The following is a 24,651-nucleotide window of genomic DNA, read 5'->3' as shown; positions in this document are numbered from 1 at the left end:
CTCAACCGGTCTCAACCGGTCGGACGGAACGGCAGCACCTCGGTACTGCCGCCGAAGAGGACCCGCCCGTACCTGTCCGCGCCGTCGAGCGAGCGATAGCGGAGCACCGGATCACCGGCCCGCACGAGCACGGTCGCACACCCGAGGCACCAGGGCCGCGGCGGCTGCTCGTCCAGATCCTCGATCACCGCGGGCATCCCGCACTGCGCACAGTCCGCCATCAGGGCCTCCCGAGGCCGGTCAGGACCAGGTCGACCCGCACCGGGTGCAACCCCACCGGCCGCCATGGTCCGGCAGATGCCCGTCGATCCGCAAACCGGACCGACGCGGGCACTCCGTCGGCCCACCGGGTCCTGCTCGATAGGGTCGGGTCATGCGGATTCGCTCGGTGGTGTTCGACATCGGTGAGACCTTGACCAATGACACCCGCTACTGGGCCGACTGGGCCCGGTGGCTCGGTGTCCCGCAGCACACACTGTCGGCGCTCGTGGGCATGGTGGTGGCGCAGGGCCGGGACAACGCGGACGCCCTCCGGATCCTGCGGCCGGGGATCGACGTGGGCGCCGAGTGGCGGGCCAGACAGGCCGCCGGCCACGGCGACCGTCTCGACGAGACGGACCTGTACCCGGACGTACGGCCGGCGCTGGGCGGGCTGCGCGCTGCCGGCCTGTGGGTCGGCATCGCGGGCAATCAGAACGCCGATGTCGGTCGCCTGCTCCGGAGGCTCGGCCTTCCGGCCGATGCCATCGCCACGTCCGGCGAGTGGGGCGTCCCGAAGCCCTCTCCCGCCTTCTTCGAGCGGGTGACCGCATGGGCACCCGGATCCCCGGGCGAGATCGTGTACGTCGGCGACCATCCGGCGAACGACGTGACCCCGGCGCGCGCCGCCGGTCTGCGGACCGCCCACCTCCGCCGCGGCCCGATCGGGCTCACCACCCCGGCTCCGGAGGCCGATTGGACGGTGTCCTCACTCACCGAGCTGACCGATCTGCTCCTCAACGGGCAGTAGGCGCGCTGCCGGTCAGTGGCCCGCACCGGCGAGGCGGTGCGGGCCGAGGTAGTAGGAGAGTGCCGCGTGCGAGGGGCCGTCCGGGATCCCGCCCGTGACCAGGAGCCGGACCACCTCGGCCTCGGGCAGCCATTCCACCCGGGCCGCCTCGGAGATGTCCTGGGGCTCGCCGATCCGGGTGCAGCCGGTGACGTGGTACGCCCGGAAGTGGGCGTCGCTGATTCCGGACATGGCGTCGTACTCGGTCAGCGGCTCGACCCGGCCGGGCCGCCAGCCGGTCTCCTCCTCGACCTCGCGGGCGATCGCCTCGGCCGGCTCCTCCCCCGGGTCCGCCCAGCCGGCCGGGACCTCCCAGCCCCAGCGGCCGGTGATGAAGCGGTGCCGGTGGATGAGCAGGAACCGGCCGTCGTCGTCGGTGACGACGGCCGTGGTGGAGGCCCGCGGCATCCGGACGACATGGTGCTCGATCCGCCCCGTCCCGGGGATGTCGACCTCGTCGAGCCACAGCTCGACCCACGACGACCCGTAGACCTGCCGCCGACCGTGGACCGGCCACTCCGCTCCCGCCACCGGGTACTCCTCACGCACGTACGAGCCGACGGCCCGACCCTCTCATGCGCGCTTCGGGGACGGAGGCGGGGACAGGCGGACTCTGGCTGACCTGTGGCGGCTACGACTACTGCTACGGCTACTGCAGGTACACGGGGCAGCCGGACCGACGCACCGGGCACCGGGCCCGCAACCCACCGATCACGGCCCGCCTGTGCCCAGGGGTGCCGTCACGGGTGGGTGGGCAGCACCGGGTACGGGATGCGGTTGCGGTGGTTGGGGTCCACCGTGAGCGGGCTGCTGGCCGGGGGGCGGGCGCGTTGGGCGCAGTCGGTGCGTTCGCAGATGCGGCAGCCGAGGCCGATGGGGGTGGTGGCGCGGGGGTCGTCGAGGGCGGTGCCCTCGGCGTAGACCAGGCGGTGGGCGTGGCGGAGTTCGCAGCCGAGGGCGACGGCGAAGCCGGCGCGGGCGGCGCGTTGGCCGTGGCCGCCGTGGGTGACCGTCCGGGCGATCCAGAAGTAGCGCTTGCCGTCCGGCATTTCGGCGACCTGGGTGAGGACGCGGTCGGGTGCGGAGAAGGCCTCGTAGACGGTCCAGAGCGGGCAGGTGCCGCCCAGGCGGGAGAAGTGGAAGCCGGTGGCGGACTGGCGTTTGGAGATGTTGCCCGCCCGGTCGGCGCGCAGGAAGGAGAACGGGACGCCGCGGCGTCCGGGGCGCTGGAGGGTGCTGAGCCGGTGGCAGACGGTCTCGAAGCCGACGCCGAAGCGGGCCTGGAGCAGCTCGATGTCGTAGCGCAGCTCCTCGGCGGCCGCGTGCACGGCGGTGTAGGGCATCAGCACGGCCCCGGCGTAGTAGTTGGCGAGACCGATCCGGGCCAGCGACTCGGCCTGCGGGGAGGTGAGGCCGGCCTCGGCGACCAGGTCGTCCAGCAGCTCCCGTTGCTCCAGCAGGGCCAGCTGGGTGGCGAGTTGGAAGGCTCGCTGGCCGTCGGTGAGCCAGGGCGACAGGCGCAGCACGCCGGTGGTCGGGTCGTAGCGGCGCAGGTCGGCCGTGTCGCGGTGGTCGGTCTCCGTCACCCGGACGCCGTGCCGGTCGGCCAGCAGTGCGGCGAGGGCGGGTGCCGACCGGCCGCCCGGTGGGGCGTCGAGCGTGCCGGCGAGATTCTCGGCGGCGCGGTCGAGGGGGTCGATGTGGTTGTGGTGGGTGTAGAAGAAGTCCCGTACCTCGTCGTGGGGTTCGGCGGCCGGGCGGGTGACGGCGGGCCCGGCGACGTGTTCGACGGCCTCCCGGTAGCGGCGGTGCAGGGCTACCAGGGCGCGGGCGAGTTCGGGGTGGTCCCGGCTGACCTCGGTGATCTGCTCGGGCGGGACCGTGCCGCCGCAGGCCTCGTCGGCGAGGGCGGTGCGCAGGTCGGTGGCGAGGCGTTCCTCGTCGCTGTCGGAGAAGAACTCCGGTTCGACGCCGAGGACTTCGGCGATCCGCAGCAGGACGGGCGCGGTGAGCGGGCGCTGGCTGTGCTCGATCTGGTTGAGGTAGCTGGTGGAGATGCCGAGTTCGCGGGCCAGCTCGACCTGGTTGAGGCCGTGGGCGCGGCGCAGTCGGCGGAGCTTGGCGTGTGCGTAGATCTTCCGGGCGGCCGGGCGTGTCATGGGACCGGTGGTACTCCTCACGGCGGAGCGGTGGAACGACGGAACGGCAGAACGGCAGAACGACGGCACAGCGGAACGACGGCACCGGCGGCTTCCTCGCCCGGCTTGCGAAAAGTACCACTCCCACCCGTCGGCCGGATCCGCAGAATTCGCAGTTCCACCGCTCCGACGTGGCCCGATTCCGCAGTGTGGCTTCCTCGCCACGGGCGCCGTCGTGGGAAAGGCTCGTGGTGCGTCCGTTCCGCCGAAGCCCGCGAGGAGCCCCCGTGATCGAGTACCACGTCCGCGTCCACCCGAGTGCCGACCGGTTGCCGCGCGAGGAGCAGCTCGCCTGGCGGCTCGCCGCCGTCGCCGCCGCCACCGAGGAGCTGGACCCCGCGAGTGCCGCGATGGCCGTCAACCGGGTGGTCGACAACGCCGCCGTGGCCACCGCCTCGCTGCTGCGCCGCCCGGTGGCGGTGGCCCGCGCCCAGGCGCACGCCCGCGCCCACCACGCCGCGCCGGGCGCCCGGGTGTTCGGCAGCCTGGTGCGGGTCGCGCCCGAGTGGGCGGCCTGGGCCAACGGGACGGCCGTGCGCGAGCTGGACTTCCACGACACCTACCTCGCCGCCGACTACTCCCACCCGGGCGACAACATCCCGCCCCTGCTCGCCGTCGCCCAGCACACCGGTCGGACCGGCGCCGACCTGCTGCGCGGCATCGTCGCGGCGTACGAGGTGCACGTGGCGCTGGTCAAGGGCATCTGCCTGCACGAGCACCGGATCGACCATGTGGCCCATCTGAGCGCCGCCACCGTCTGCGGGATCGGCACCCTGCTGCGGCTGCCGACCGAGGTCACCTACCAGGCCGTCCAGCAGGCGGTGCACACCACGACCGCCACCCGGCAGTCCCGCAAGGGCGAGATCTCCAGCTGGAAGGCCTTCGCCCCGGCCTTCGCCGGCAAGGCGGCGATCGAGGCGGTGGACCGGGCGATGCGCGGCGGGACCAGCCCCTCGCCGATCTACGAGGGCGAGGACGGCTTCCTGGCCCGGATGCTCGACGGACCCCGGTCCGACTACACGGTGCTGCTGCCGGGCGAGGGCGAGCCGCGCCGGGCGATCCTGGACACCTACACCAAGGAGTACTCCGCCGAGTACCAGGCCCAGGCGATCATCGACCTGGCCCGCCGGCTGCGCGAGAAGACCGGCCCGCTGGGGAACGTCCGCTCCGTCGTCCTGCACACCAGCCACCACACCCACCAGGTGATCGGCTCCGGCGCGAACGACCCGCAGAAGTACGACCCCACCGCCAGCCGGGAGACCCTCGACCACTCGATCCCGTACATCCTGGCCGTGGCCCTGGAGGACGGCGGCTGGCACCACGAGCGCTCCTACGCGCCCGAGCGGGCGGCGCGCCCGGAGACCGTCGCGCTCTGGCGGCGGATCACCACCGTCGAGGACCCGGAGTGGACCGCCCGCTACCACGACCCCGACCCGGAGCGCCGGGCCTTCGGCGGCCGGGTGGTGGTCACCCTGGACGACGGCACGGTGGTCGAGGACGAACTCGCCGTCGCCGACGCCCACCCCAACGGCGCCCGGCCCTTCGACCGGCCCGCGTACGAGCGGAAGTTCCGCACCCTGGCCGAGGGGGTCGTCACGGCCACCGACCAGGACCGCTTCCTGACCGCCGCCGACGGCCTCGCGGATCTGCGGGCCACCGACCTCGACGAGCTGTTCCCGGCCGTCGACACGCAGGCCGTCCGGGAGTTCGACGAGACCCTGCCGGAGGGGCTGTTCTGATGCCGCGCACCCACATGCCGCACACCCACCTGCTGCACACCCGCACCACCGCCTCGCAGCGCCGCCGCGCTCTGCGCGAACGGCTCGCCACCGGACGGCTGTTGACCGTGCCCGGCGCGTTCAACCCGCTCTCCGCCCGACTGATCCAGGACCTCGGCTTCGAGGCCGCCTACCTGTCCGGGGCGGTGCTCGCCGCCGACCTGGGCCTGCCCGACATCGGCCTCACCACCGCCACCGAGGTCGCCGACCGCGCCCGCCAGACCACCCGGGCCACCGACCTGCCGGTGCTGGTCGACGCCGACACCGGCTTCGGCGAGCCGATGAACGCCGCCCGCACCGTTCAGCTGATGGAGGACGCGGGCGTGGCCGGCCTGCACCTGGAGGACCAGGTCAACCCCAAGCGCTGCGGCCACCTCGACGGCAAGACCGTCGCCCCCCGCGCGGAGATGGTCCGCCGTCTGCGGGCCGCCGTGGACGCCCGCCGCGACCCGGACTTCCTGCTCATGGCCCGCACCGACGCCCGCGCCGTCGAGGGCCTGGCCGCGGCGATCGACCGGGCGAAGGCCTACGTGGACGCGGGCGCCGACGCGGTCTTCCCCGAGGCGCTCGCCGACGAGGCCGAGTTCGCGGCCTTCCGCAAGGCCGTCGACGTCCCCCTGCTGGCGAACATGACCGAGTTCGGCAAGGGCCCGCTGCTGGACGCCCGGACCCTCCAGGACCTCGGCTACGACCTCGCCCTCTACCCCGTCACCCTGCTGCGCCTCGCCATGGGCGCGGCCGAGGACGGGCTGCGCGCCCTCGCCGCCGAGGGCACCCAGTCCGCCCTGCTGCCCCGGATGCAGACCCGCTCCCGGCTGTACGAACTCCTCGGCTACCAGGAGTACTCGGCCTTCGACTCGACCGTCTTCGACTTCACCCTGCCGCCCGGCACCTGACGCTCCGGAGGGACCGCCCCCATGTCCACCACCGCACCCGAGGTCCACCGGGGCCTCGCCGGTGTCGTCGCCGACACCACCGGGATCTCCACCGTCGTCCGGGAGACCAACTCGCTCACCTACCGCGGCTACCCCGTCCAGGAGTTGGCCGCCCGTCGGTCCTTCGAGGAGGTGGCCCACCTGCTCCAGTACGGGGAACTGCCGGATCCGGCGCAGCTGCGCGAGTTCCGGGCCCGGGAGCGCGCGCTGCGGCCGCTGGACCGCACCACCGCGGAGCTGCTGGCCCGGCTGCCGGAGACCTGCCACCCGATGGACGTGCTGCGCACCGCCGTCAGCTTCTTCGGCGCCGAGGACCCGACCGAGGACGACGGCCGCCCGGCCCCCGGCCTCGCCAAGTCCCTGACCCTGCTGGCGCGGCTGCCCACCGTCGTCGCCGCGGACCAGCGCCGCCGGCGCGGGCTGGACCCGATCGCCCCGGACCCGGAGCTGGGGTACGCCGAGAACTTCTTCCGGATGTGCTTCGGGGCGGTGCCCGCGCCCGAGGTGGTCCGCTGCTTCGAGGTCTCGCTGGTGCTCTACGCCGAGCACAGCTTCAACGCCTCCACCTTCACCGCCCGGGTCGTCACCTCCACCCTCTCCGACCTCTACAGCGCCGTCACCGCCGCGATCGGCGCGCTCAAGGGGCCGCTGCACGGCGGCGCCAACGAGGCGGTGATGCGCATGCTGGAGGAGATCGGCGACCCGGCCCGCGCCGCGGACTGGCTGGACCGGGCGCTCGCCGACCGGCGGAAGATCATGGGCTTCGGCCACCGCGTCTACAAGCACGGCGACTCCCGGGTCCCGATCATGCAGGCCGCCCTGGACGACCTGGTCGCCCGGAGCACCGACCCGCGGGCCGCGCGCCTGGCCGCGCTGCACGGCGCGCTGCGGGAGGCGATGCTGGAGCGCCGGGGCATCCACCCCAACCTGGACTACCCGGCGGGCCTGGCCTACCACCTGATGGGCTTCGACACCCCGGTGTTCACGCCGATCTTCGTGATGAGCCGGATCACCGGCTGGACGGCCCACATCTCCGAACAGCTCGCCCACAACGCGCTGATCCGCCCGCTCGCCCGCTACGACGGCCCGGAGCAGCGGCCGGTACCGGTCTCCGCCTGACGGCGGTGGGTCCGTCCGACGGGCCCGGTCGCCGTCCGACGGGCCCGGGCTCCGGCCGGACGGACGGCCCCTGGCTCCGGCCGGACGGACGGCCCCTGGCTCCGGCCGGACGGCGACCGGGCCCGTTACCCCACACCCCTCCCGACCGGGCAGAATCATGGGCATGCGGCACATCTACGTCATCGGCATCGGTGCGGGCGACCCGGACCACCTCACCCTGCAGGCGGTCAAGGCCATCGCCCGCACCGACGTCTTCCTCCTCCTCGACAAGAACGAGCAGCGCCAGGACCTCATGCGGCTGCGCCGGCGGATGATCGAGGAGCACGCCCGGCCCGGCCACCGGGTGGTCGAGGTGCCGGACGCCGAGCGCGACCGGACCACTCCGGCCTACACCGAGGCGGTCCAGGACTGGCGCCGCCGCCGGGCCGAACTGGTCGGCCGGCTCGTCGGCGAGGAGCTGGGCCCGGACGGCACCGGCGCGCTGCTGGCCTGGGGCGACCCCAGCCTGTACGACAGTGTGACCGCCGTGCTGGACGAGGTGCTGGCGGCCGAGCCCGGCGCGTTCAGCTACGAGGTGGTGCCGGGCATCAGCAGCGTCTCGGTGCTCGCCGCCCGGCACCGCACCACCCTGACCCGGGTCGGCCGCCCGGTGCGCATCACCACCGCGCGCCGGCTGGCCGCCGAGGGCTTCCCGCCCGGGTCCGAGGACGCGGTGGTGATGCTCGACGGGCAGGCCGCCTTCGAGCGGATCGACCCCGAGGGCGTGCACATCCACTACGGCGCCTACCTGGGCGGCGAGGACGAGATCCTGGTCTCCGGCCCGCTCGGCGAGAAGGCGCCGGAGATCGCCCGGCTGCGCGCGGAGGCCCGCGAGCGCAAGGGGTGGATCATGGACACCTATCTGCTGCGCCGCACCGAGGACTGACCACGTGTCCGCCCCGGTCCAGGCGGACCGGGGCGGACCGGGGCAGACCGGGTCGAGTCAGCCCGCGAGTTCCTCGCGCAGGCGGCGGGCGGCGCCGACCAGGCTGTCCAGCGAGGCGCGGGTCTCCGCCCAGCCGCGGGTCTTCAGACCGCAGTCGGGGTTGACCCAGAGCCGCTCGGCCGAGATCGCGGCCAGGCCCGCCCACAGCAGGGCGAGGGCCTCCTCGGTGCTCGGCACCCGCGGGGAGTGGATGTCCCAGACGCCCGGGCCGACCTCGCGCGGGTAGCCGGCGGCGGCGAGTTCACCGGCGACCTGCATGTGGGAGCGGGTGGCCTCCAGCGAGATCACGTCCGCGTCGAGCTCCTCGATCGCGGTCATGATCGCGCCGAACTCGGCGTAGCACATGTGGGTGTGCACCTGGGTGTCGGCCCGCACGCCCGAGGTGGCCAGCCGGAAGGACTCGGTGGCCCAGTCCAGGTACGCCGGGCGGTCCGCGGCCCGCAGCGGCAGCGTCTCGCGCAGAGCGGGCTCGTCGACCTGGACGACGGCGGCGCCGGCGGCCTCCAGGTCGGTGACCTCGTCGCGCAGGGCGAGGGCGACCTGCCGGGCGGTCTCCCCGAGCGGCTGGTCGTCGCGGACGAAGGACCAGGCGAGCATGGTGACGGGGCCGGTGAGCATGCCCTTGACCGGGCGGTCGGTGAGGTCCTGGGCGAAGCGGAACCAGTCGACGGTCATCGGGTGCGGGCGGGAGATGTCCCCGGCGAGCACCGGCGGGCGCACGTAGCGGGTGCCGTAGGACTGCACCCAGCCGTGCCGGGTGGCGAGGTAGCCGGTGAGCTGCTCGGCGAAGTACTGGACCATGTCGTTGCGCTCGGGCTCGCCGTGCACCAGGACGTCCAGGCCGGCCTTCTCCTGGTAGGCGATCACCTCGCGGACCTCGGCCTCCATCCGCTCCCGGTACGCGGCGGCGTCGATCCGACCGGCCGTCAGATCGGCGCGGGCGAGCCGCAGTTCGGTGGTCTGCGGGAAGGAGCCGATGGTGGTGGTCGGCAGCAGCGGCAGGCCGAGGCGGGCGCGCTGGGCCTCGGCGCGCTGCGGGTAGGCCTGCGGGCGGCGGGCGTCGTCCGCGGTGACGGCGGCGGTGCGGGCGCGCACGGCCGGGTCGCGGGTGATCGGCGAGCCGGCCCGGGAGGCGAGGTCGGCGCGGTTGGCGGCGAGGTCGGCGGTGATCGCGCCGGTGCCCTCGCGCAGTGCGCGGGCGAGCAGGGCGACCTCGGTGGCCTTCTGCCGGGCGAAGGCGAGCCAGCGGGCGATCTGCGGGTCGACGTCGCGTTCCAGGGCGGCGTCGATCGGCACGTGCAGCAGGGAGCAGGAGGGTGCGACGTCGACCCGGTCGGCGAGGCCGAGCAGGGTCGCCAGGGTGGCGAGCGACTTCTCCAGGTCGTTGATCCAGATGTTGCGGCCGTCGACGACGCCCGCGACCAGTCGCTTGCCCGGCAGGCCGCCGACGGCGGCGAGGTCGTCCAGGTTGGCGGCGGCGGGGCCGGTGAAGTCCAGCGCCAGGCCCTCGACGGGTGCCTTGGCGAGCACCGGCAGGGCCTCGCCGAGGCGGTCGAACCAGCTCGCGACCAGCAGCTTCGGCCGGTCGGTGAGGGCGCCGAGCTCGCGGTAGGCGCGGGCGGCGGTGTTCAGTTCGGCCGGGGTGCGGTCCTGGACGAGCGCGGGCTCGTCCAGCTGCGCCCAGTCGGCGCCGGCGGCCTTCAGGGCGGCGAGCAGTTCCGCGTAGACCGGCAGCAGCCGGTCGAGCAGGGTGATCGGCTCGAAGTCCGCCGCCACGCCGGGGGCGGGCTTGGCGAGCAGCAGGTAGGTGACCGGGCCGACCAGAACCGGCCGGGCCTCGTGGCCGAGCGCGAGCGCCTCGGCGAGTTCGCCGACCGCCTTGGCCGGGTTCGCGACGAAGACCGTGTCGGGGCCCAGTTCGGGCACCAGGTAGTGGTAGTTGGTGTCGAACCACTTGGTCATCTCCAGTGGCGCGACGTCCTGGGTGCCGCGCGCCATGGCGAAGTACCCGTCGAGCGGGTCGGCGTCGACGGCGGCCCGGTGGCGGGCCGGGATCGCCCCGACGGCGACCGTGGTGTCGAGCACGTGGTCGTACAACGAGAAGTCACCGGTGGGGACTTCGAGCACGCCGGCGTCGGCGAGCTGCCGCCAGTTCTCCCGGCGCAGCTCGATGGCGGCGTCCCGGAGGGCGTCGGCGGTGACGGTGCCCTTCCAGTAGCCCTCGATCGCCTTCTTGAGCTCCCGGTTCCGGCCCTGGCGGGGGTAGCCGTGCACGGTCGCCCGGGTGGCCGCGGCTGCGGACTTCGCTGTCAAGGGACTCTCCTTCGCGAGTCTTGCTCCTCAAGTGCCCGGTGACGGGACGAGGGCGCGAAGGGACGACGAGCCGGACGGTGGCCGCCGCGAACGGACGTGCCTCAACCGCCTGCTGTGGTCGCCGACCCGCCCTCGAGGTCATCGGACAGCCGCCCGCGGTTCCTCCGCGGACGGGCAGCGGGCAGGTCTTCGGACTCGCGGGCACGCTCACCCTCGTCGAGGGCGGACACCTACTGGCCGTCGCTTCCCGGGCCCGGCTCGGACCCAGTGCGTATGACGGCGGTCGTTCCCGCTCACCGCTGCGGGGCAGTCCCGGACTGGCCAGTCGAAAGGCGTCACCGGGTTCCCTCTTACGACGTCCTGCCTGGCGGGCAGGACGAACCAGCTACGGGGTCAGCCTAGAGGCAAACCACCGGTCGGGGCGACGGATTCCACCGCGGTGTCCACGGATCGGGACCGGGGGCCGTCGGCGGCCGGGGTGCCGGACTCCCCCGGCGGGGCCTCGAAGCGCACGGTCGGCTCGAAGTTGGCGCGGCGGGCGGCGCGGCGGAAGACGGTCAGGACGGCGGGGCCGACCACGAGGACGGCGACGAAGGTGGTGACGGCGCGGCCGGTGTCCCAGCCGAGCGAGGTCGCCACGTCGAAGAGCAGGTAGCGGTGCCACTGCTCGGTGAACGGCAGCCCGGGCAGGTAGGCGATCGAGCTGTTGGGGTCGGTCGAGAACGGCCAGAAGGAGAGGTTCAGCAGGAAGCCGAAGAGGTAGCCGGAGAAGGCGCCGTAGAGGGCCAGCACCGGCACCTCCCAGCGCCGTCGCAGGGGCGGCAGCAGCCCGGCGAGCAGGCCGACGAACGCGCAGCCGAACATCTGGTACGGCATCCAGGGACCGACCCCGCCGGTCAGCAGGGCGGAGGCGAACAGCGAGGTGCAGCCGAGGGTGAAACCGAAGCCCGGGCCGAAGACCCGACCGGCGAGGACGAGGACGAAGAAGACCGTCTCCACCCCCGCCGTCCCCGCACCCAGGGGGCGCAGGCCCGCGTTGACGGCGGAGAGCACGCCGAGCATGGCGAGGGCCTTGGCGTCGATGCCGCCCGCCGAGATCTCGGCGACGACGACGGCGAGCACCAGGAGCATCAGCGCCCCGAAGATCAGCGGCGGGGCGTAGGAGGAGCCGAACTTCCCCGGGGCGACGACGAACGGCCAGGTGAAGGCGACGAGCCCGATGAAGGCGGCGAGCGCCACGACGACGCGGGCGCGGCCGGGGATCCGGACGGCGGTCATCGGGCCGCCCCCGCCGATTCGAGCGCCTCCGTGACCTGGCGGACCGTCAGATAGGCCAGCGGGGCGAGGATCTTGGCGGTCTGCGGGGCGAAGGTCGGCGAGGCGACGACGACCTCGTCCGTGCGGCCGTCCGCGACGATCTCGCCCTCGGCCAGCACCACCACCCGGTCGGCCGCGGCGGCCACGAACTCGACGTCGTGGGTGGAGACCACGACCGTGCGGCCCTCGGCGGCGAGGGCCGCCACGATGCCGGTGAGCGCCTCCTTGGCGTGGTAGTCCAGGCCGCGGGTGGGCTCGTCCAGCAGTACCACCCGGGGTGCGGCGGCCAGTTGGATCGCCAGCACCAGGGCCAGCTTCTGGCCCTCGGAGAGGTCGCGGGGGTGGGTGCCGTCCGGGATGCCGGGGGCGAGGCGGTCGAGGATCCCCCGCGCGGTCGGCCCGGCCTCCCCTCCCGGCACGCGGCCCGATTCCAGATCGCTCTGGGCCAGCTCCTGGGCCACCGACTCCAGGTACAGCAGGTCCGTCGGGGTCTGCGGGACGAGCCCCACCAGCCGCCTGGCCTCCGCCGCCGTGACCCGTTTGGGGTCCTTGGACGGCCCGCCGTCCTCCCGGAGCACCCGTACGCTGCCGCCCTGCCGGGGCCCGGAGCCCTGGAGGGCCCACAGCAGCGAGGACTTGCCCGAGCCGTTGCGCCCCATCAGGGCGGTGACCTGGCCGGCCCGGAGCTCCAGGCCGACCTCCCGGACGGCGGTCACCGGCCCGTACCGGACCACGATCCGCTCGGCGGACAGCACGGTGCCGCCCTCGGCGGCGCCGCGGCGCGGCGCCGGTGCCGGGCGCGCGGCCAGGGTCTCCCGCAGCGGGGCGGCGGCCCGGCGGGCGTCCCGGACCGAGAGCGGCAGCGGGCTCCAGCCGGCCAGCCGGCCGAGCTCGACGACCGGCGGCGCGATCGAGGTGTCCCGGAAGACCTCGGCGGGCGGGCCGTGCACGACGGTGCCGTCGCCGGGCAGGTAGGCCACCCGGTCGGCGTACTGGACCACCCGCTCCAGGCGGTGTTCGGCGAGCAGCACGGTCACTCCGAGGTCGTGCACCAGCCGGGTGATCGCGGCGAGCACCTCCTCGGCGGCCGTCGGGTCGAGCGCGGAGGTCGGTTCGTCCAGGACCAGCACCCGGGGGTGCGCGGTCAGCACCGAGCCGATGGCGACGCGCTGCTGCTGGCCGCCGGACAGCTCGTGCAGCGCGCGGTGGCGCAGCTCGGCGAGGCCGAGCAGGTCGAGGGTCTCCTCGACCCGCTTGCGCATCACCTCCGGCGGGACGGCCAACTGCTCCATCGCGTAGGCGAGTTCCTCCTCCACCGTGTCGGTGACGAAGCCGGCCAGCGGGTCCTGCCCCACCACCCCGACCACGTCGGCCAGTTCACGCGGCGGGTGGTGCGCGGTGTCCCGGCCGTCGACGGTGACCCGGCCGCGCAGGGTGCCGCCGGTGAAGTGCGGCACCAGACCGTTCACGGCGCCGAGCAGGGTCGACTTGCCGACGCCCGTCCGGCCGACCACCAGGCAGAGTTCGCCCTCCGGGACGTGCAGGTCGACGTCGCGCAGGACGGGGGCACCGCGGCCCTCGTACAGCACGCCGACCCGGTCGAATCGGATCACTTGCTCACCTCGGTGGTCGTGCGGTCGGACGTGGTGCGGTCGGACGTGGTGCGGTCGGACGTGGTGCGGTCGGACGTGGTGCGGTGGTCGCCGGTGCGCGCCGCCGGGCGCGGCCCGGGCGGGGTCGCGGGCTCGGGCCGGCGGCCGGGCGGCGGCGCGATCGCCCCGGTGGCCCCGGCCAGCAGCAGGGCCAGCACCGGGACGACCGGCAGGCTCGGCCACGTCAGCGGATACAGCGAAGGATTGAGCTCGGTGGCGTCGTAGCCGACGGTCCCGAAGAGCAGCACGGCGGCGGCCACCCCGCAGCCGGCCACCCCGAACTCGGCGGCCCGCCAGCGGTCCGGCCGGTAGCTGGTGCGCCGCACCCGGCGCCCGCCGAGCGCCAGGCCCGCCGCGCACAGGACGGCCCCGGCCACCAGTGCGGGAAGTCCCAGGGCGGCGGGGGCCGTTCCGTCCAGCAGGCCGTACACCCCGGCGCAGAGCCCGCACATGCCGAGCAGCATCAGGACGCCCGTGGTGCGGCGGGACCGGCGGGTGGCCGTCCCCGCCCGTCCGTAGCCGCGCGAGTCCATCGCGGCGGCCAGGTGCAGCGAACGCTCCAGGGCGTCCTCCAGCACCGGGACGACGATGCTGCGCAGCGCGCGGACGCCCTTGGTCCGGCCCGCCCGCAACCTCCGTGCCCGCGCGACCCGTTGGACGCTCTGGACCAGTTGCGGGGCGACGCTGAGCGACACCGTCACGGCGACGCCGAGCTCGTAGAGGGCGGCGGGCAGGACGCGCAGGGCGCGCTTGGGGTTGGCGAGGGTGTTGGCGGCGCCGATGCAGCAGATCAGACAGGCCAGCCGCAGCCCGTCGAAGGCCGCCGAGAGGGTGGCCTCCAGGGAGACCGGCCCGCCGATCTCGATGCCCGCGTACCAGGCGGGGGTGGGGATGTGCGGGAGCGAGAACAGCAGGTGGTCGTGCGGGGTGATGCCGGTCGCGAAGACGCAGCGGAAGACCACCCGGATCGCCACCACGGTGAGGGCCAGCCCCAGGTAGTACCCGAAGCCGCGCGCCCACGGGGCGTCGGTGCGACGGGCGGTGACCACGTAGCCCAGCACAGCGAGCACGAGCAGGAGCAGCAGCGGGTTGGTGGTGCGGCTGGCCGCCGTCGCCAGGGCGAGCGCCCAGGTCCACCAGGCGAGCGGGTGCAGGTTCCGCGGACTGCGCCGGCCCCCCGCGAGCCGCCCGGGGGCGGCGGACGGGGAGCTGGCGGAGCGCTTGTCGGGCGTGCTCACCCGATCACTCGGCCTGTCGGCGGCGGCGCCGCGCGGTGAGCACGGTGGCCACGCCGAGCACCACGACCAGGACGGCGCCCACCACGGCCGGGACCATCGAGCCGGAGTCGTGCGGGGCGTCGGCAGCCGGTGCCGCGTCCACCACCACGGGGCCGCTCGCGTGCGCGGGCTGCGACGTACTGGCGTCGGGGGTGGGCACGGCGGTTTCGGTGGCGGCGTCGGTGGCGGGCTGGGTGTCGACGGTGGCCGGCTCCGCCGAGGGGTCCCCGGTGGGGTCGGCGGTGGCCGCCGGGACCTCGGGCTCGGGAGCGGTCGGCGCGGGCGCGTCGGCCGGCGGGTTCGCCGGGGCGGTGGCGGGCCGGGTGGTGGCGGGTGCACCGGCCGTGCCGGCGGACGTACCGCCGGTGGTGCCGCCGGTGGTGCCGCCGGTGGTGGTGCCGCCGGTCGTGGGCGGGCGCTTCGTGACGGGCGCGCCGCCCGAGCCCGTGCTGCCGCCGCCCGTGCCACCGGCGGTGCTGCCGCCCGAGGAGCTGGACGAACCCGAGCCGGAGGACGCGCCGCCGCTACCGCCCGAGGAGCCGCTCGCGCTCCCTCCCGAGGATCCGCCCGAGGAGCCGCTCGACGAACCCGAGGAACCGGCCGAACTCGTCCCGGACGAGCCGCCGTTCGCGCCGCCGGTGCTCCCGCTGCTGCCGCTGCCACCGGCGGTGCCGGTAGTGCCGCCGCCACTTCCACCGGTGCTGCCACCGCCGCCCGAACCCGCGGGCGGCTGGGGCGGTTCGGGAGTCACGGGCGTGGTCCCGCCGCCCGGGGTCGTGTTGTGCGCCCGCAGGGTGTCGGGCGAGACGGAGGGACGGCCCTCGGTGCCCTCGATGTTGGTGCCGCCGAAGATCCACAGATCGACGCTGCCGGGCTTCGGCTGATAGCTCATCGCGCCCAATTGGCTGTACGACCAATCGTTCTGGCCGGGATCGGCGTGCCAGTACGACCAGTACGCCGTGGCCGGCGGCGTCAGGACGCACTTCTCCTGGTCCGGCGTCGGGAACTGCTTGCCGCCCTGGAAGCCGCTGTAGCCGATGCGGCAGATGAACGCCGGACCGTCGTGCCCGGTCCCGGTGGTCTTCCAACCGCCCTGGTTGAGCAGGACGTACCCGGTCGTGGGGGTGGTGCCGCAGGAGCGCAGCAGCGGACCGCCCCACTTGCTGAAGTCCACCGCCAGCACCACACCGGAGGTGGTCGTGCACTCCTCGATCGGCAGCGGCGAGGCGGCGGCCGGACCGGCGGCCGCGCCGACGCCGCCGAACGCGACGGCGAAGGTCAGTGCGGCGGCCCCGGTCAACCGGCCGAACCGCCCGCTCACCGGTGACGCCCCGGGGCGGTTCCGGTCCGGCGCCGGGCGACGAGCACGGCCGCCGCACCGAGCGCGGTCAGCAGCCCGGCGGCGCCGGTGAGCACCAGGGTCTCGGTACCGGTACTGGCGAGGCCGCCACCGGTGCCGGTACCACTGCCGCCCCGGACCGGGACGGCCACCACCGGTGCGCCGACGCCACCGCGGACGGGCTCGTCGATGCCCCCGGCCACGGGGGCATCGACGGCCGGAGGGACGGACGTGCCGGGGAGGACGGGAGCCCCGGAGGCCGCCGGGGAGGCGGTGGCGGTCGGGGAAGCGGTACCCGGCGGAGTCGTGCTCGGCGTCGCGGTCGGGCTCGGTGTACCCGTGGCAGTCGGCGTCCCGGTAGCGGTGGCGGTAGCGGTGGCCGTAGCGGTCGGCGTCCCGGTCACGGTCGGCGTCACAGTCGGCGTCGCCGTCGCCGTGCCGGTCGGCGTAACCGTAGCCGTAGCAGTCGGAGTCGGAGTCGGAGTAGCCGTGGCAGTCGGCGTAACAGTCCCGGTCGCCGTAGGCGTGGGCGTGGGCGTCCCGCCCACCTCCCGCCGCAGCGTCCCGAAGGAGATCCCGGTCGCGCCACCCAGCGCCTGCGTGGACGCCCGCACGTCCGAGCCCCGCTGCCCCTCGGAGGCGACGTTGAAGCCGCCGTCCTCGTTCTGCTGACCGGCGAGGAAGTCCAGCGCCTTCGCGATCGCCGCGACATGGGCGGACCGGCGGAGCGTCATGCCCTGGACCGCGAGCGCGGCCGAGTTGGTCGAGTCGCCGGCCGCGCCGGGGAAGCCGCCGTCGGCGAGCTGCCGGCCCGCGATCCAGGCCACGCCCCTGTCGACGGCCGCCGCGGCCTCGTCACCGGGGGCGAGGGCGAGCGCCATGACGGCCATCGCGGTGCTGTCCACGTCTGAGTCGCCGGTGGCGGGGATCAGACTGGGCCAGGAGCCGTCGGCGTGCTGGAGGCTCCTCAGGTAGGCGATCGGGGCCGCGGCGTTCGCGGTGTCACCGGCCCGCAGCTGGGCCATGATGCCGAGTGCCTGGGAGAACACCGAGGTGGCCCAGGTGTAGTTGCCCGCACCCGCGCAGCCGGTGTTGTCGTCGGCCTTGGCGCAGGTGACCGCCGCGAGGGCGGCGATCAGGTCGTGGCCGCCGAAGGCGCGCGGGTCGCGGCCGACGACCTCCGCGAGCAGCGCCTCCTTGCCGATGGAGCCGCCGCCCGCGTACTCGGTGCCGATCGCGGTCCAGTCGTTGACGGTGCGGTCGTTGGCGTCCTTGCCCTGCCGGTCCAGGAAGTCGACGATCCCGCGCAGCGCGGTGTCGTCGGTGCCGGTGGCGGCGAGGGCGAAGGCCCCGTCGATGGTGAGGCCGAAGTCGGCGAAGGCCGGGAAGGCCTCGTAGTAGTGGCCGTCGATCAGGCGCGCCCGGTCGGTCAGGTAGGCGCTGCCCCGGGCCGGGTCGGGGGTCCGCCCCGCGGGCGGGGTGGTGGCGCCGTCCGGGTCGTGACGGACGGTGCCGAAGTCGGTGCCGGTCAGGGCCAGCACGGCCTGCTCGGTGGCGGCCGGGTCCGCGTCGGTCGTCGCCTCGTCGGGGCGGACGCCGCCGTCCTCGCCCTGGCGGGCGGCGATCCATGCCTTGGCCACCGACTGCCGGGCGCCCTGGCCGACGGCCAGCAGCGCCTGGGCCGCGTGGGCGGTGCTGCCGGTGTCGCCGGGGGCACCGGCGTAGGGGGCGTAGGAGCCGTCGGCCTGCTGGCTCGCGGCGAGCTGCTCGGCGGCCTTCTTCGCCATCGACTCGTAGCCGGTGGCGCCGCGCAGGGCGAGGACGGCCAGGCCGGTGGAGCCGGGGTCGGACTCGCAGTAGCCGCCCGCGACGATCATCGATCCGGCCATGCCGCCGTCGGCGCACTGGAGCACCGCGAACCGCGCGAGCGCCGACGCGGGCGGCGTGACCCCGGCGCGGCGCAGGGCGACGACCGCCCACGCCTGTGTCCAGGGCGAGGAGGCGCCGTAGAAGTCCCCGGCGGCGGTGCACTTGCCGTTCTCGCCCGGCGCGGCGCACACATGGTCGGTGAGCGCGGCGAGGAGGTCCCGGCCGCCGAAGGACCGGGGGTCGCCCCCGGTGCTCCCGGCGACGAGGGCGAGCAGGGCGGCGGCGCCGGAGTCGGGCTTGCCGGCCGGGCCGTCCGGGTACAGGTAGGCGTCGGTGTGGGCCCGGAGGAAGGCGAGGACCTTGCGCAGCGCCGGGTCCTGGCTCCCGGCGGCGGCGAGCGCGATCGCGGTCTGCGCCGTGCGGGGGTAGTCCGGGCCCTCGAAGGCCCAGTTCTCCATGTGGTCGCCGTCGACCAGGCGGGCGGCCAGCCAGGCGGCCGCGGCGGCGGGGTCGCCGGTGCGGGCCGGACCGGTCGGGCTCGCCGTCGCGGTGGGCGAGGCGGACGGCGAGGCCGAGGGCGACGGCGACGGCCCGGCGTTCCTGGCCCGGACCGAGTCCGGGGTGAAGGACGGCGCCCCGCTGGTGCCGCCGATGTCGGTGCCCCCGTAGACCCAGGCCTCCACCTCCCCCGGCTTCGGCTTCTGCGTCGCGGCGCCGAACTGGCTGTAGGACCAGGTCTGTTGGCCCGGGGCCGCGATCCAGTACGACCAGTACGCCGTCGCCTGCGGGGTGGTGGTGCAGGGCTCCTCGGCCGGGGTCGGGTACTGGGTGCCGCCGTTGAAACCTCCGGTGCCCAGGCGGCAGATGAAGGCCGGTCCGTCGTGCTCGGTGCCGGCGGTGCTGAATCCGGCCTTGTGCAGCAGGTTCATGCCGGTGCTGGGGTCGGCGTCGCAGCCCCGGACGACACCGCCGCCCCAGTGGCCGAAGTCGACGGCGACGATCGCGCCGGTCGTCGCCGTGCAGTCCTCGATCGGGTCCGCGACCGCGGCCCGGGGGTTGCCGAGCAGCACCGTACCGCCCGCCGCGACCACGACGGCCCCGGTGGCCAGCAGGGACACGACTCCCCTGCCTCTGTGCCGTGTACGACTGCTGCTGACCCTCACCGGCTACTCCCTGGTCGATCGACACGGGTGCAACGGCGCAGCCGGCCGCCCCCGACGATTCCGGGGACCGCCATGACCACGTCGTAGTCCGCGACGACGCAAGTACTTCGAGAACAGACCCCCGGTCCAGGCATTCCGGCTCATCCGCCGGGGGCGGATCTACGGTTGCGGGTCAGCGCCGGATTCGGACCGGCTTCCCCTGGGTGCCGAGGGTGAAAAACCGGTTCATCAGACCACGCTGCCGAAGCGGGAGTCAACGGCACGTCACCTGGATCACAAGCCCTCGTCGGCGCCTGCCACGTGCGGTAGCGTCCGCGGTGGCCGAGCGGGGGAACCCGGTGCGAATCCGGGGCTGACGCGCAGCGGTGTGGGGTGCCGTCCGTCGGTGCCCCGAGTCCGAATGCCCGCCCGGCCGCGCACCACGGCGAAAACCTGCCCACGCGATCCGGGCGGCGGCCGCTCCGGTCGCCGCGCTCCCGCAGGGGTGCCACGGGCCGGGGCCGGGTCGGCGTCCGCCACCCCAAGGAGCATGCCCGTGTCCGTCCCCACCTCCCGCGCCACCACCTCGCGGACAGCCACCACCTCGCGGACCATCACCCGCTCGCGCGCCGCCGTCGCGGTGACCGTCCCGCTGGCGGCCGGAGCGCTGCTGCTGTCGGCCGTTCCCGCGCAGGCGACCGCCACCCCGGCCCAGACAGCCACCTCGAAGAGCACCGGTGTGACGTACCTGAAGTCGCTCCAGGCCGCCGACGGCAGCTACGTCACCGGCGGCGGGCTCTCCAACGAGTGGGCCTTCAGCGCGCTGGCGGCGGCCGGCACCGCCGCGGCGGACGTCACCCCCGGCGGGGACGCCACCAAGAACGCCCGCCTGGTCTACCGCAACCAGCTCGCCGCGAGCGGCTGGCCGAGTGCCTCGCCGGTCGTCACCGACTACGAGCGCGGCACCCTGAACGCCTACGCCGCCGGGATCGACCCCGCGCGCGTCGGGCCCGGCCGCAACCTGATCGCGGACCTGGTCGCCCACTGGCAGACCGCCGAGCCCGGCTACTACGGTCCGTCCGCCAACTTCAACGGCACCGTCTTCGGCCTGCTCGCGCTCGGCGGCGCCAGGACCCAGAGCGGCACCAAGCGGGTGCCGCAGTCCCTGCTGGACACCTCGGTCGCCGTTGTGCGCGCCAACCAGCACACCGACGGCGGCTGGAACTACAGCAAGGCCGCCGGCGACCCGACGGCGCTCGCCCAGGGCAGCGACATCGACATGACGGGCGCCGCCATGGCGTCCCTGTGCAGCGGCGGCGTCCCGAACACCGACGCCGCGGTGGTGGCCGCGAAGAACTTCCTCAAGGGCAAGCTGGTCGCCTCCGGCGCGTTCAACTCGATGTGGGGCGCCAACACCGACTCCAACGGCTGGGCCGTCTCCGGTCTCAACGCCTGCGGCATCAACCCCCAGGGCGCCGAGTTCACCAGCGGCGCCGGCAAGACCCCGATCGACTTCCTGATCGCCCAGCAGTTCAAGCCCGGTGGCGGCTTCAAGTACCTGCCCACCGACACCGTCCCCTCCGCCTACGCCTCCGTCGACGGCCTGCGCGCCGTCGCCGGCGCGGGCTTCACCGCCACCCCGCCCGCGCCGAGCGCGGCCGGTGAGCCGGCCTGGGCGGCCACCACCGGCTTCACCCCCGGCACCCCGGCCCGGCTGGCCCTGGTCGTCGACAACGGCACCGCCCCGCTCAAGGTCTGCGCCGTGACCCTCACCCCGACCGGCACCACCACGACCCTCGGTGACGTCCTGGACGCGGCCGCCACCGCCACCCCGGCCGGCTGCGTCGGCTCCGTCACCCCGGCCACCGGCTCCGGCACGATCACCGCGCTCAACGGCACCGCCAACAGCGGCTCGGCGACCTGGAAGGTCGACCTGGACGCCGGTACGGCCACCGCCGCCACCCGGGGCACCACGGTCCACCTGGGCGACACCGTCTCGCTTCGCTACGGCAGTTGACCGGCTCCGCGCCGGTGCCGGGCGACGCGGGTCGCCCGGCACCGGCGCGGGCAGAAGCACAGCGACGACCACGCAGCGACGACGGCGCACCGACGACACGCACCGACGACACGGCGACGGAACACCGAAGGACCACAGGGGGAATGGCAGCGATGGGGATCTCCGGATGGGCGGCGGCCTGTTACGTCGCCGCGGTCGGCGGGCTGGCCGCCCTGGGAGGGCTGACGGAGAACGGGCGCTTCTACCTGGCGGCCGTCCTGCTCACCCTTCCGATCGGGTTGGCCGCCCTGGTCGCCGTGTACGTGGCACGGGGCCTGCTGACCGGCGTCGGCGGCCTGTTCACGGAGACGCGCGGGCCGGACGGCGCCGACCCCGGCGTGGCTGACCGCGGCCGGAGTGGTGGCGAACACGCTGCTGTTCACGGCCGCGGCCGTCGCCACGGTGCTGCTGGTGGAACGGCTCGCCGCCCGGCGCCGGGTGTCCCGCCGCCCCTGAGCACGCCCACGCGCCGGTGCCCGGGCCCCTCGCCGAAGCGAAGGGGGCCCGGGCACCGGCGCTGTGGCGGGGTCACCGGTGCTGGAACTCCGGGGGGCGCTTCTCGGCGAAGGCCGTCATGCCCTCCTTGGGATTGCCGAGCAGCACCGTACCGCCCGCCGCGACCGCCCCGGTGGCCAGCAGGGACACGACTCCCCTGCCTCTGTGCCGCGCACGACTGCTGCTGACCCTCACCGGCTACTCCCTGGTCGATCGACACGGGTGCAACGGCGCAGCCGGCAGCCCCCAACAGATCCGGGGACCACCATGACCACGTCGTAGTCCGCGACGACGCAAGTACTTCGAGAACAGACCCCCGGTCCAGGCATTCCGGCTCATCCGCCCGGGGGCGGATCTACGGTTGCGGGTCAGCGCCGGATTCGGACCGGCTTCCCCTGGGTGCCGAGGGTGAAAAACCGGTTCATCAGACCACTCTGCCGAACTGGGAGCCAACGGCACGTCACCTGGATCACAAGCCCTCGTCGGCGAGTCCGAGCTCAAGGTGGGACACTGCGTCAGCCGTGCTCGAAGGGGACCGACCGTGCACCTGAACAACATGATCTACTTTTCTCGCCGCCGCCTGAGCGCCTTCTTTCCCGACCGGGCGCCTCGCTCCGTGCCCGCCGTCAAGATCAGCGCCACCCTCCCCGGCGCGTCCGTCGAGATCGGTACACCGGCCCCTCGGGGGCCGAGCGAAGCCGAACTGAACCGGCTTCGCGAGGTGAGGAACGAGCTCGAGAACAGGATGTCGCACTTCTACGCCCCTGGCCTGAGCACTGGGGAGTGGATTCACTTCGACCTGCGCATGGGGTGGAGCACGACGCACAGAGACACCGATCTGCCGGACCTCGACGACGTGCTGATCTTCTTCGGCTCGCTTGGCCGCGAGGAGAGTCCCGTCGGTCACCCTGTCGACCTGATGCTCTGCGGATCAACGGAGCATCTTCTCCAGCGGACAGCAACTGCGGGCCGCATGGGATCAGGTACGAACTGGCTTCATCAGTTGATCCTCAAGATCAACGATCTCGATGAAACTGGCACGACGGACATTCCCCATGAACTGACGCATGCGGCGCTCTCCGCACCGCGCATCAACCGCCCTGAAACGGTGTCCCGGTGGGTCTTCGACGTCATCGCACGGCATCACTCGCCGCAGCACCGGGCACGTGTACAAGGGCTCGCCCGAGTCGATCTCAACATCGAGAGTGCCGCGATGGTTCCGCGGCTCATCGTCGCCACACCACTCTATGTACAGGACGCCTCCGTCAGACCGCTGCGCTGGTTGACCCGTCTGCGACTCCATCGGGATCTCTGCCGCCGCTACAACAGATCGATCTGGAAGTGGCGGCCCGATCTGCCAGACAGGGACCGCGACCGGTTCTACCAACCACCGCCCTGACCTCCAGGCCTTCGGTCCTCACAGATCCACCGCCCGATGCCCCCGGCCGGGACCGCATGTTGAGGTCCCGGCCGTCGGCTTCCTCCGTCTACCGTCGGCGCAGGTGACTGGATGCGGCCAGACACGAGGACAGCCAGGTCGCCTCGGGCCGGTCGATGATCAGACCGCTGACGGTGATCATCCCGTCCATAGGCTCGCCAACCCGAATGGAGTTGTCGCCGACGTGGAAGAGCTGCCAGTCCATGTCACTGTGCCAAAGTCTCGCCGTCTTCTCCCCTGGGCGCTGGGCGAAGACGAGTTCCTCCCCGTGCTCATTTAGGAAGTAGCCCACATAGTCCTCTGCCACGATCGATCCGCCGCAGAGGCGGGCCAGGAGTTGCTCGATCAGGGGCGGGGTGTCGATCATGCCTCGTCCTCCTCGACCGGTTCGGGCCCTCCCTGCTCCGCCGACAGCGCCAGCATTCGGTTTGCCGAGTCCAGCAGAGTCTCGTAAGTGATGACTTCCGTGCGGGTGGCATGCGAATTGTAGGTGCGGAGGGTCTCGGCAACCTCTTGCGGAGTGATGTCCCCGCCCACATAGCGCGAGTGACCGATCACTATCGTTGACGAGGCCCTTCGGCCATCGACACCGTAGTCGGCGAGGATGCTCCGTCTGCCCTCGTCCAGGGTTCGTAGGTAGTTCTGGGCCTGGGAAACGGCTTGGTGGGGCAACGCGCCCAGCATCAGATGCCCATTCCGGCGAACGACCAGGGTTTTGACGTTGGCACGCTTGAGTTCGACGACGTGCAGGGATCCGTCGGCGCGCAGGAGTGGGATATCGAGGATGGTGTCCGGCGTGTACTGTCGGCGTGCCAGCTCACCGACATAGGCCCCACCAAAGATCCAGGCCTGATTCTTCAGACAGGCATGCAGCGTACTTTCGGTACTCTCCGGGTCGTTCACAGCCGCTCGCAGGTCCGCAAGTGCGGCTCGCCTGGCCTTGAGCTCAAGAATCTGGGCCAGCAGCCCGGCATCGGCATCCGCCAGGACATCGCCCACAAGTCGGGCAGTCTCGGTGGACGCCAACTGCGGCAAGCTCCGCAGGACCATCTCCAGGTGCCCGTACTGCTGGAGCCGTCTTACTTCCCGAGTGGACAGCCGGACCCCGCCCTCACCGGCTTCCACCCCCAGGTGGTCGGCAGACTGGGCGATGCCCCGGAAGACATCTCGGGCATCCGCAGCTGTCGCGTCCGGATCATCACGGCAGAGTACGTCAAGAACCGCAGCCGCCCGGTCGGCCCCGAGCGCAGCCATCCTCCGCATGAACTCCTCGCCGCGCTGCCGAGCTTCCTCGTCGTAGTACCCCTCCACAACTTCGAGGAACAGCTCTCCATCGGCATAGCCGGCGAATCGCTGGAAGCGTTGAGCAAGCCCGAAGTCACCACACAGAATCGCCTCCTGGGCCACACGCTCCAGTGCCTCCACCAACGGGCGACCTTTGCCGTAAGTCCGGTCCACCCCCATGATGCGCAGTACGGCATCGATGCGTTTCAGAACGCTCGGGTACTCGGTCAGCTCTCTTGCCGCCTCAACCATGCGCACGAGCGAGGAACTGGATCGAAATGTCATCCAGACACCATAGAACCGAGTACCGACAGGGTGCCTTGCCGTCCACCCCGATGACCCCACGACGCCGGTGCCCGGGCCCCCTTCGCTTCGGCGAGGGGCCCGGGCACCGGCGCTGTGGCGG

Annotated in this window: 18 protein-coding genes and 2 riboswitches; of the genes, 7 read left to right on the top strand and 11 right to left on the bottom strand. The window is 73.6% G+C overall.

Annotated features, from left to right (window positions below):
* Positions 1-11: 11 nt before the first annotated feature.
* On the bottom strand, positions 12-221 hold the full coding sequence (locus tag ACW14Y_RS35450) for a hypothetical protein (protein WP_456984793.1): 210 nt from the start codon (positions 219-221) through the stop codon (positions 12-14).
* A 152-nt stretch (positions 222-373) separates the two neighbouring features.
* On the opposite strand from ACW14Y_RS35450, the gene ACW14Y_RS35445 reads away from it, so the two are divergent.
* Positions 374-1,009 carry an HAD family hydrolase gene (locus tag ACW14Y_RS35445; RefSeq protein WP_456984792.1) on the top strand — a complete coding sequence of 212 codons (636 nt, stop codon included), beginning with the start codon at positions 374-376 and terminating at the stop codon, positions 1,007-1,009.
* Between the two features lie 12 nt (positions 1,010-1,021).
* Here the strand turns inward: ACW14Y_RS35445 and ACW14Y_RS35440 are convergent, their stop codons facing one another.
* Entirely contained in the window at positions 1,022-1,579 is a 558-nt protein-coding gene (locus ACW14Y_RS35440; protein WP_456984791.1) for an NUDIX hydrolase, read from the bottom strand.
* A 209-nt stretch (positions 1,580-1,788) separates the two neighbouring features.
* On the bottom strand, positions 1,789-3,207 hold the full coding sequence (locus tag ACW14Y_RS35435) for a short-chain fatty acyl-CoA regulator family protein (RefSeq protein WP_456984790.1): 1,419 nt from the start codon (positions 3,205-3,207) through the stop codon (positions 1,789-1,791).
* A 266-nt stretch (positions 3,208-3,473) separates the two neighbouring features.
* Between ACW14Y_RS35435 and ACW14Y_RS35430 the strand changes: the two genes are divergently transcribed.
* The 4 genes from ACW14Y_RS35430 to cobF all read left to right on the top strand — a co-directional run bounded on the left by ACW14Y_RS35430 (position 3,474) and on the right by cobF (position 8,003).
* On the top strand, positions 3,474-4,985 hold the full coding sequence (locus tag ACW14Y_RS35430; RefSeq protein ID WP_456984789.1) for an MmgE/PrpD family protein: 1,512 nt from the start codon (positions 3,474-3,476) through the stop codon (positions 4,983-4,985).
* Between the two features lie 29 nt (positions 4,986-5,014).
* A complete protein-coding gene (prpB, locus tag ACW14Y_RS35425) occupies positions 5,015-5,920 on the top strand; it encodes a methylisocitrate lyase (protein ID WP_380307292.1) in 906 nt (301 codons plus the stop codon).
* 21 nt (positions 5,921-5,941) lie between these two features.
* Entirely contained in the window at positions 5,942-7,078 is a 1,137-nt protein-coding gene (locus tag ACW14Y_RS35420) for a bifunctional 2-methylcitrate synthase/citrate synthase (protein WP_380307274.1), read from the top strand.
* 163 nt (positions 7,079-7,241) lie between these two features.
* The gene (gene cobF / locus ACW14Y_RS35415; protein WP_456984788.1) at positions 7,242-8,003 is read left to right on the top strand and encodes a precorrin-6A synthase (deacetylating); all 762 of its coding nucleotides are present in this window, start codon (positions 7,242-7,244) and stop codon (positions 8,001-8,003) included.
* Between the two features lie 57 nt (positions 8,004-8,060).
* On the opposite strand, the gene metE is transcribed toward cobF, so the two are convergent.
* From metE to ACW14Y_RS35385, 6 genes are all read right to left on the bottom strand, one after another.
* The gene (metE, locus tag ACW14Y_RS35410; RefSeq protein WP_456984787.1) at positions 8,061-10,376 is read right to left on the bottom strand and encodes a 5-methyltetrahydropteroyltriglutamate--homocysteine S-methyltransferase; all 2,316 of its coding nucleotides are present in this window, start codon (positions 10,374-10,376) and stop codon (positions 8,061-8,063) included.
* A gap of 163 nt (positions 10,377-10,539) precedes the next feature.
* Positions 10,540-10,777: riboswitch (cobalamin riboswitch) on the bottom strand.
* Complete coding sequence (locus ACW14Y_RS35405) at positions 10,770-11,654, bottom strand: ECF transporter S component (protein WP_380390473.1); 885 nt, start codon at positions 11,652-11,654, stop codon at positions 10,770-10,772. Its footprint overlaps the riboswitch before it by 8 nt.
* Positions 11,651-13,306, bottom strand: a complete 1,656-nt coding sequence (locus tag ACW14Y_RS35400; protein ID WP_456984786.1) for an ABC transporter ATP-binding protein — start codon at positions 13,304-13,306, stop codon at positions 11,651-11,653. Before ACW14Y_RS35400 ends, ACW14Y_RS35405 begins: the two co-directional genes overlap by 4 nt.
* Positions 13,303-14,583 (bottom strand): CbiQ family ECF transporter T component, encoded by a 1,281-nt coding sequence (locus ACW14Y_RS35395; RefSeq protein ID WP_456984785.1) that lies wholly within the window; start codon positions 14,581-14,583, stop codon positions 13,303-13,305. The genes ACW14Y_RS35400 and ACW14Y_RS35395 overlap by 4 nt, the downstream gene beginning before the upstream one ends.
* A 4-nt stretch (positions 14,584-14,587) precedes the next feature.
* Positions 14,588-15,943 (bottom strand): hypothetical protein, encoded by a 1,356-nt coding sequence (locus ACW14Y_RS35390; protein WP_456984784.1) that lies wholly within the window; start codon positions 15,941-15,943, stop codon positions 14,588-14,590.
* Positions 15,940-18,948 carry a prenyltransferase/squalene oxidase repeat-containing protein gene (locus ACW14Y_RS35385; RefSeq protein WP_456984783.1) on the bottom strand — a complete coding sequence of 1,003 codons (3,009 nt, stop codon included), beginning with the start codon at positions 18,946-18,948 and terminating at the stop codon, positions 15,940-15,942. The genes ACW14Y_RS35390 and ACW14Y_RS35385 overlap by 4 nt, the downstream gene beginning before the upstream one ends.
* A 373-nt stretch (positions 18,949-19,321) precedes the next feature.
* Positions 19,322-19,399, top strand: a riboswitch (cobalamin riboswitch).
* Positions 19,400-19,585: 186 nt separating this feature from the next.
* Between ACW14Y_RS35385 and ACW14Y_RS35380 the strand changes: the two genes are divergently transcribed.
* Both ACW14Y_RS35380 and ACW14Y_RS35375 read left to right on the top strand, forming a co-directional pair.
* The gene (locus ACW14Y_RS35380; protein ID WP_456988339.1) at positions 19,586-20,989 is read left to right on the top strand and encodes a hypothetical protein; all 1,404 of its coding nucleotides are present in this window, start codon (positions 19,586-19,588) and stop codon (positions 20,987-20,989) included.
* A gap of 1,075 nt (positions 20,990-22,064) precedes the next feature.
* Positions 22,065-22,922, top strand: a complete 858-nt coding sequence (locus ACW14Y_RS35375) for an SAVMC3_10250 family protein (RefSeq protein ID WP_456984782.1) — start codon at positions 22,065-22,067, stop codon at positions 22,920-22,922.
* Positions 22,923-23,010: 88 nt separating this feature from the next.
* Here ACW14Y_RS35375 and ACW14Y_RS35370 read toward each other — a convergent pair whose 3' ends face one another.
* A complete protein-coding gene (locus tag ACW14Y_RS35370; RefSeq protein ID WP_380387883.1) occupies positions 23,011-23,328 on the bottom strand; it encodes a hypothetical protein in 318 nt (105 codons plus the stop codon).
* Complete coding sequence (locus ACW14Y_RS35365) at positions 23,325-24,530, bottom strand: Shedu anti-phage system protein SduA domain-containing protein (protein ID WP_380387886.1); 1,206 nt, start codon at positions 24,528-24,530, stop codon at positions 23,325-23,327. The genes ACW14Y_RS35370 and ACW14Y_RS35365 overlap by 4 nt, the downstream gene beginning before the upstream one ends.
* Between the last annotated feature and the right edge of the window lie 121 nt (positions 24,531-24,651).

The sequence above is a fragment of the Kitasatospora sp. cg17-2 genome (genome assembly GCF_054031055.1).
This window is presented reverse-complemented; position numbering and strand designations above follow the sequence as displayed.